This is a genomic window from Zarconia navalis LEGE 11467 (genome assembly GCF_015207075.1).
Classification (GTDB): domain Bacteria; phylum Cyanobacteriota; class Cyanobacteriia; order Cyanobacteriales; family Geitlerinemataceae; genus Zarconia; species Zarconia navalis.
This window is the reverse complement of sequence record NZ_JADEXN010000232.1, coordinates 1-7,733: the sequence shown is the minus strand read 5'-3', so window position 1 is coordinate 7,733 and position 7,733 is coordinate 1. Positions and strand designations below refer to the sequence as shown.

At 50.3% G+C, this 7,733-nt stretch carries 8 protein-coding genes and 1 tRNA gene; 1 reads left to right on the top strand and 8 read right to left on the bottom strand.

Annotated elements, in window-relative coordinates:
- The 6 genes from IQ235_RS13075 to IQ235_RS13050 all read right to left on the bottom strand — a co-directional run.
- On the bottom strand, positions 1 to 201 hold a 201-nt coding region (locus IQ235_RS13075; RefSeq protein WP_405196673.1), incomplete at its 3' end, for a calcium-binding protein.
- Positions 202 to 542: 341 nt separating this feature from the next.
- Positions 543 to 1,733 carry a 1-deoxy-D-xylulose-5-phosphate reductoisomerase gene (gene dxr / locus IQ235_RS13070; RefSeq protein WP_264321896.1) on the bottom strand — a complete coding sequence of 397 codons (1,191 nt, stop codon included), beginning with the start codon at positions 1,731 to 1,733 and terminating at the stop codon, positions 543 to 545.
- Positions 1,734 to 2,084: 351 nt separating this feature from the next.
- Positions 2,085 to 2,173: transfer RNA gene (locus tag IQ235_RS13065), tRNA-Ser, on the bottom strand.
- A gap of 108 nt (positions 2,174 to 2,281) precedes the next feature.
- The gene (locus IQ235_RS13060; RefSeq protein ID WP_264321895.1) at positions 2,282 to 3,469 is read right to left on the bottom strand and encodes a hypothetical protein; all 1,188 of its coding nucleotides are present in this window, start codon (positions 3,467 to 3,469) and stop codon (positions 2,282 to 2,284) included.
- Between the two features lie 143 nt (positions 3,470 to 3,612).
- Positions 3,613 to 3,939, bottom strand: a complete 327-nt coding sequence (locus tag IQ235_RS13055; protein WP_264321894.1) for an MgPME-cyclase complex family protein — start codon at positions 3,937 to 3,939, stop codon at positions 3,613 to 3,615.
- 144 nt (positions 3,940 to 4,083) lie between these two features.
- On the bottom strand, positions 4,084 to 4,872 hold the full coding sequence (locus IQ235_RS13050) for an SAM hydrolase/SAM-dependent halogenase family protein (RefSeq protein WP_264321893.1): 789 nt from the start codon (positions 4,870 to 4,872) through the stop codon (positions 4,084 to 4,086).
- 46 nt (positions 4,873 to 4,918) lie between these two features.
- Here IQ235_RS13050 and IQ235_RS13045 point away from each other — a divergent pair, with 46 nt between their 5' ends.
- Positions 4,919 to 6,073, top strand: coding sequence for an AI-2E family transporter (locus tag IQ235_RS13045; protein WP_264321892.1), 1,155 nt, complete (start codon positions 4,919 to 4,921; stop codon positions 6,071 to 6,073).
- A 42-nt stretch (positions 6,074 to 6,115) separates the two neighbouring features.
- On the opposite strand, the gene IQ235_RS13040 is transcribed toward IQ235_RS13045, so the two are convergent.
- A complete protein-coding gene (locus tag IQ235_RS13040; RefSeq protein WP_264321891.1) occupies positions 6,116 to 7,141 on the bottom strand; it encodes a GGDEF domain-containing response regulator in 1,026 nt (341 codons plus the stop codon).
- A 231-nt stretch (positions 7,142 to 7,372) separates the two neighbouring features.
- A complete protein-coding gene (locus IQ235_RS13035) occupies positions 7,373 to 7,591 on the bottom strand; it encodes a hypothetical protein (RefSeq protein ID WP_264321890.1) in 219 nt (72 codons plus the stop codon).
- Between the last annotated feature and the right edge of the window lie 142 nt (positions 7,592 to 7,733).

The window sequence follows — 7,733 nt, the reverse complement described above, 5'->3', positions numbered from 1 at the left end:
GTTATTCCCGTCTTCTCCCGACAAAACATCATCGCCTTCTCCTCCATCGAGAAGGTCATTTCCCGTGCCACCTCGTAAAATATCGTTACCGGCTAAACCGATTAATGTATCGTTGCCATCGAGTCCTAAAATTCGATCGTCTTCTAGAGTTCCCTCAAGGAATGAATTTCCGCCGATGAGGGTATCTTGAATGAGTACCATTTGTTCGTCTCTCTCCCATAGGTGGCGATGGGTTGGCACCGATCGCAATTGAAGATTATTTTCGATTCAAATGGTAACAAATCAAACAGACAGTTGTGTGATTTTCTCGTCAAATAAAGGTGTTTTATGGAGGGAAAGCGGATATCTGGACTACCATTGAAAATTTTGAGTTCACCCATCACAATTTAGAACATTCAAAACAGATCGAGATGCTTGTATTATTCGTATCTAGAGATTCCAAAAATACAACGTTTTAATCAAAAATTTTATACAATACAGCAGACTAAAATTGGAAAGGCGATCGCACTTCATTCTTTATTTAGTCTGAAAGTAAAGAAAATTTAGCTTTGGAAAACAAAATTACTTTCGGAAGATTGACTTCCTTCGAGAACTGCTTTTCTCGCCCATCGATCGGCTTCTAAAATATCTTCCAAAGAAGGCTGCAAACAATTATCGGATTGGTGGCGATCGCACGCTTTTTCAATTAAGCGAGGAATATCTAAAAACTGAATTTTCTCCTCTAGAAATAGAGCCACTGCCTGTTCGTTTGCCGCATTCAAAACTGCCGTCATCGATCCCCCCACTCGTCCGGCTGCATAGGCAAGATCCATACAGGGATATTTGTGGCGATCGGGTTCGCAGAAGGTCAAATCCCCTGCTTTTACGAGGTCTAACGGTTCCCAATCGGTGGGAATGCGATCGGGCCAAGAAAGAGCGTACAACAGCGGCAGTCGCATATCCGGCCAACCCAACTGAGCCAAAACTGACGTATCTTGTAGCTCGATTAACGAGTGAACGATGCTCTGAGGATGCACCACAATATCAATATCATCGTAGTCCAAACCAAACAGGTAATGTGCCTCGATGACTTCCAATCCTTTATTCATCAACGTGGCAGAATCAACGGTAATTTTCCGCCCCATCGACCAGTTGGGATGGGTAATGGCATCGGCAACAGTAACTTCCGATAACTTTTCGATGGGCCAATCGCGAAATGCCCCCCCAGAAGCCGTGAGAATAATCCGCCGCAATCCCCCTTCGGGCACTCCTTGAAGGCATTGAAAAATAGCCGAATGTTCCGAGTCCGCCGGCAGCAATTTTACCCCATGTTTGGCAATGGTTGGATTCACCACTGCCCCTCCAGCAATCAACGTTTCTTTGTTGGCTAGAGCGATATCTTTCCCCGCTTCGACAGCCGCAATCGTCGGCAGCAACCCCGCACAACCGACGATCCCCGTTACGACGGCTTCCGCGTCTCCATATTTTGCCACCTCGACGATCCCCGCTTCCCCCGCCAGCAAAATCGGTTGGCTAGCGAGATCGGAAATTGCCTCTTGGAGTGCAGGCAATTTCTCTTCATTGCGAATGGCAACAATTTCTGGTTGAAACTGTCGGACTTGTTGGGCGAGCATTTCCACGTTATTGCCCGCAGCCAGTCCGATTAATTTAAATTTATCGGGGTTCTGGGCAACAATATCAAGGGTTTGCGTGCCGATGGAACCCGTCGATCCGAGGAGGGTAAGAGCTTTCACGAGGACGTTGTTGGGGTTGCGACTTCCTCATTATCCTGGAGAACGGGAGTTTTCGATCGCTCGATCCCCGCAGGCAAGTAATGGATTTGAGTAAAGATCGTTATCTATGCGCATTGCCAATTTAAACAAGCGATCGCTCAATGCATATTCTTCTTTGAGGAACTCATTTCCTGAAGTCCCAAGTTCGCTTTGCGTGCGCCCGATCGCGGTTAGGATTTATCCTGGCTGTGACTGCGCCAATACATAAGTTTTGTCAAGTCGATCGGGGTGCTTAACTCAGTTTCGATCGAAAGCCGGAGGAAACTTTAAGCCCTCGCGATCGCCTGACTGGGAGCGTCAATTTAATAAAAACGGAGAGGGAGGGATTCGAACCCTCGGTACGGCCTGAACCGTACAACAGATTAGCAATCTGCCGCTTTCGACCACTCAGCCACCTCTCCAAGGATGCTGTCGCTCTATTATAACATGGGGCGCTTCCTGGAAAAGACGTTTTTTTCGAGAGATGGGGTTAGTGCAAATTGAGTATTCGCATCGCACCAGGACCTCTATTAAAATTGTTCGACTTTGGGTGCGAGCAAGATAACTTGGCGGCTATCAACTATCATCGCCAAAAATCCGTTGGCACTGAGAGTCTGCAAGGTCGAGTTTGCCGCTCCATCGTCTTGGGTATGCATCACCAATAGGTAAGGTCGCTGTCCGTAAGAGACTAAACCTACGTTTTTCCCGACAGTCTGTTGAATTTGAGCGGCTAACTCGGGTCGATCTAAATAATCGACCAATATAGCGTAACCCGCATCAAGGGTTTGGGGATTGAAGGGTGCAACAGGAGATGTGGGGGATGTGGCTTCCACCGCATCTCGTACGGGTGGCAACTCCGAGGTCAATGGGGGAACTTCAGGCAATTCTCGGCTCTGAGCTGGTCGGATGGGTGGCTGCGATCGCGCTTCCAAATCGGGAATGGGTGCGGGCACATTGTCTTGGGAGGATGCTGTGACTTGCGGCGGGGGGTTGTATGCCGGAGAATCGGGGGTCGGAGATTCCGGTGGTGATAACGCGGTAGAACTCAGACCTAGGTCGGGTAACGTTGTCGGTTCTGGAGATAGGGTTGTTTCTGGAGGTAATCTGGTTTCCGACGGAGTCGCCGTCGAGATTAGCTCCGGGGCGGGGTTCTCGCGACGGGGACTTTCGCGATCGCTTTGAGAACTCGAAGGTGCGGGTTCGATGGCACGACCGGGAATGAGGGGAATACCCGAGGCAGAGGCAGAGTTGCCATCGGTGGTTGCTTCTAGGGGATTGGGTGCAATTTCAACGGATGGAGCGATGGGGGGAGATGGCGGCGGTTCCGCCGCTGGGGCAGAACTTTCTACAGATAGTGCCTCCTCGGGAACTGCCACTTGGGGAGGACGGGTCACAAATGCTCCCAAGCCAGTTTGAGCGGCGATCGTCTGAGCCAACCCATTCGCGTCTTGCTGCTGGCGATAACCCCCCACTCGGGTGACGATCTCGCCCAGGTAATTGCAGATGGAGGAATCCCGCTCCGAGGGGATCAGTTCGGCGACGGCTTCTTGCTCGTCTTCTTCTGGATTAATCACCAGAATCAAGTACTCTCCCGGTTGAGGTGGAACGCATTCACCCTGCCAGGCTAGGGAACCGGTAGCGATCGCGCCCCAACCGATCGCTCCGATTAGGGTCGATCCCAGAAGCATTCTACAGGTGTTCGAGATAGTCGGACTCATGGGATTCTCGGGTGTAGACATTGTTTCGGAAATCTGTCGGTGTGACTGGGGCGATCGCTCTGGTCGGTGCCGAGCTTGTTTGATTCCCAGTTACCCTCGTTGGTGGCACTTCCCGCCGCATCAGCTAAATGCCATGTAGTCTATCATACCGATGCTAAAGAGGCTAGAGGCTCGGGAATTGTTTCTGAAGGTGCTTGAAATTTCCCGACGATGACGTGTTCCAATCGCAGTTTCAGCCAAGTGATAAATTGACGATCGGTGGAAATAATTGCCACAGCCGGTTGAGGGCATTGATTTTTCGTCGCATTCATTTCTGGAGCTTCCAAAAAAGCCGGTTGCTTGACAACCCAAAAATCAATTTCTTTTTCCCGTTCTTGATAGTTTCGAGTCCGTTCGCGAATCACTTCCTCGATGGGTTCTTCTTCTAGTAAAAACGATTGGCTAGCGAGAACGTAATGGTAAGTTGGCATTGTCGATCGGCTCCTTTTGTCAGTGGCGATGAGTGGAGATTTTAACATGGGAGAGGGGGAGAAGCGCGGAATTTAAAATTCGCAAGCGGGCAACAGGGGAATGTGCGACTAACGGATGACAGACTCTAAAAGAAGAGGACACAGTTATTCGATCGCCACCACCACTTCTACCTCTTCATCAAAAGATACAACTTTTCGGGCGCTACCCCCATTGACTGAAATTTCGACCCAACCGTGACTCCCGACTAAAGCAACCAGTTCTCCGGGTTGCCCTTCGCTGTAGGTGCAAACTCCTCGAATCGTCCGATCTCCCAGTTTCGCCGATCGCACCTTTCCCCCCACCCAATCGCCGGGAATATCGGTCACCAAATTGCCAAAGCGATCGCAGTATTGCACGCCGCCAGCTACATATTCATCGTTTTTTGTCAATTCTGGTAAAGAAAGTTGTACCAAGCTTTCCGGATCGATCGGGGTTCCCAACTCCGAGAAACTCACCCCAACGGCCAGATGAGCGCCAACGGGGGCAAAAATATCCCGACCGTGAAACGTCGTGCTGGGGGTGAAGGTACGCCAGTATCGAGGCTGGGTAAGTTCCACCGCCGCGATCGCCCGACTCTGACCCAACACGCCGCGGAACAAGCCATTATCGGGCCCCACCAGAAATCCCCCCGCAAACTCGATCGCCACCGCCCTTCGAGAGCTGCCGACACCCGGATCGACCACTGCGACATGAACCGTACCGGCGGGAAAATACTCCCAGGCACTCATCAAGCAAAACCGCGCCGCCCGTAAATTTTGCGGCGGAATCTCGTGGGTGAGATCGATAACGCTCAGTGCCCGATCGATACTCGAGATCGTTCCCTTGAGTACGCCTACATAGATATCGCTCAACCCAAAATCTGTTAGAAGAGTTATTAATCGATGTTCGGTCATGGGTGATATCGTGAGAAAAAGTTTAGTGCGATAGAGGGCAAGAGTCGTGAAGTTCGGTCAATGGCTTGGCTTGATTATCTTAATTATTTCCCTCTATATTTTGTGGCAAATTCGCCAAATGTTGCTGCTCATCTTTGCGGCTGTCGTCTTGGCTACCGCACTGAATCGATTGGTTCGCCTGCTACAGCAACGAGGATTGAAGCGATCGCTTGCCGTGGCCGCAACTCTGAGTTCGAGCTTGTTGATCGGGATTCTCTTCTTCTTTCTCATCGTTCCCCCCTTCGTCGAACAATTTCAAAAATTAATTGAGTTAATTCCCGATGTCTTCTTGCGAATGCGCGAAGAACTCGAAGTCTTTGAAGATCTACTGCGGGAAACATTACCCAAGCCGCTACCCGATCCCCCAGATATCGGCGAGTTGATCGCCCAACTTCAACCGGTGGGAACCGAGCTGCTCGTCCGGTTTGTGGAATTTTTCCAAAACTCTCTGGGCATCGCCCTCAAACTCCTACTCGTCTTCGTGTTGACGCTAATGATGCTTGCCAATCCCCAGGGCTATCGACGGGCGGCCATTCATCTGTTTCCCTCCTTCTACCGTCGGCGCGCCGATGATATCCTCAACCAATGCGAAGTGGCTTTAGGCAATTGGTTGGCGGGAATCGTGCTCAATTCCTTGTTTATTGCCATGCTCAGCGGTATTGGGCTAGCCATTCTTAATATTCAATTTCTTCTCACTCACGCCTTGCTTGCTGGAGTGCTCAACTTTATTCCCAACATCGGCCCGGCTTTGAGCGTTGTCTTTCCCATTATGATTGCCCTGCTCGATTCGCCGTGGAAGATTTTAGCGGTTTTAATTTGGTATGCGATTATCCAAAATATCGAGAGTTATTGGCTCACTCCCACGGTGATGGCCAAACAGGTTTCCCTCCTGCCGGCTGTCACCCTCGTTGCCCAAATTTTCTTTACTACCGCTTTTGGTATCGTTGGTTTATTGCTCGCACTTCCCCTGACCGTGGTGGCGAAAACCTGGATCGAAGAAGCTTTATTTAAAGATATTTTGGATCCCTGGGGCAGCGAGGACACGCGAGAACTTGACATCTTTCCCGAATTTATTCTCGAACCGGAAATCGGTGCTTCGGACTTGGATAAGCTGGGGAGGAGAGATTCGGGAGAAACGGAAGCCGGGGAGACTCAATACTAACTGGACAACTTCTATGAAGTACGATGACTACGATCGATCGTCCTAACTGGGGACAACCCGATCGCGACCTTGTGCTTTGGCTGCGTAGAGAGCGCGATCGGCATCGTCGATGAGAGTCGTGGGAAGTTGACTGGAGTCGGGAATTTGGCTGGCGACTCCACAACTGAGGGTAAGACAAGATTCTGCGGGAGAGCCTGAATGAGCGATCGCCTGGTTTCGCACTGCTTGCTGAATGCGTTGTGCTACGCAAACACTCCCTTCCAAAGTTGTCTTGGGCAAGAGAACGGTAAACTCTTCGCCGCCGTATCGGGCAACAACATCCCCCGGACGCTTGATGCTGCGGCGCAGAGTATCCGACACTTGCCTCAAACACAAATCTCCAGCGGGATGACCGTAGGTATCGTTGTAAAGCTTGAAGTAATCGATATCGATCAGAAGTAACGCCAAAGGAACTCGCTCTCGAGCGCAGCGCCGCCATTCTCGCTCTAGGCGTTCGTCGAAGCCGCGACGATTTAAGAGTTGGGTCAAACTATCGAAACGAGCTAAATTTTCTAACTGTTGGTTCGTTTGGGCGAGGGTGACTTCCGCTTTTAGGGCATCGGAGATCGCTTGTTGCAATTGAAGATTTTGAGATTCGAGTTGTTGGGTTTGTGCCTGCAACTGGTGCTGCAAGCGTCGAGCGCTCAAGTGATTTTCGATTCTGGCGACGACTTCAACCAATCGTAGGGGTTGGGGGAGGTAATCTACGCCGCCAGTGGCAAATGCCCGAACGATCTCCGCACCATCTTTGACCTGACCGAGGAAAATGATGGGAATGTGAGCCGTTCGCTCGCTAGCTTTGAGGGCGGAGCAAACTTCGTAGCCATCCATCTCTGGCATTTGTACGTCCAGCAAGATGGCATCGGGGGCAACGGTACGGGCAGCGGTTAATGCCATTTGCCCGCTGAGTGCCTGACACACTCGGTATCCCTGAGCTTTGAGCATCGTGGATAAGATTTCCAGGTTGATAGGTCGATCGTCTACAACCAAAACCACTTTGGTCGGTTCGATCTCATCAGATCCGAGCACGATACAATTTCTCCGGAACGATCGTTAGTCTTTGGGGTTGGAGCGCGCCGCAAACGGTTCAACCGGCAAGAGTATGATGCACCCACATTCTAAAGTTAGCTCTCGCTCTCGAGATCGAGCCTAACCCATACTGATGGAACCCTAGAAACCAAACCTGAGACGAAACACTAACACCTTCGCCGCGATCGGAAAATTCTTTCTCTTATCGATCGCCATACATACATAGATAGACTACAGCCAATTTCCCACCAAGACAAACGGTACCCACAAACGCAGATTTCGATCGGTGTCTGCTGTCCTAAAAGACGACCGAACTTGCCGTAGCACTTTTGATTTTGTCCCTCCATACTGCAATGTCATCAATAGTTGGTCTTCGACTCTCAGACGGTTTTGCCCTCCTCGTTGACCTATACGATCGAGACTCGGTTGCAGCACCTCTACCATGGTCATGAAAGTTTTACGAGTTATAGCGCTACGCGCATACATTAGGACATTCCATGAAGGCAGCATCTACACAATCTCTAACTGTCTCATATTCTTTTAATTTCTGCCTCATCAATGTCTTTAAAACCCCCCACCAATTTTCAATTTT

Excerpts from the sequence above, each read along its gene's own strand:
- IQ235_RS13060 (WP_264321895.1), bottom strand. The coding sequence starts at position 3,469 with ATGAGTCCGACTATCTCGAACACCTGTAGAATGCTTCTGGGATCGACC.
- IQ235_RS13055 (WP_264321894.1), bottom strand. The coding sequence starts at position 3,939 with ATGCCAACTTACCATTACGTTCTCGCTAGCCAATCGTTTTTACTAGAA.
- IQ235_RS13050 (WP_264321893.1), bottom strand. The coding sequence starts at position 4,872 with ATGACCGAACATCGATTAATAACTCTTCTAACAGATTTTGGGTTGAGC.
- IQ235_RS13035 (WP_264321890.1), bottom strand. The coding sequence starts at position 7,591 with ATGACCATGGTAGAGGTGCTGCAACCGAGTCTCGATCGTATAGGTCAA.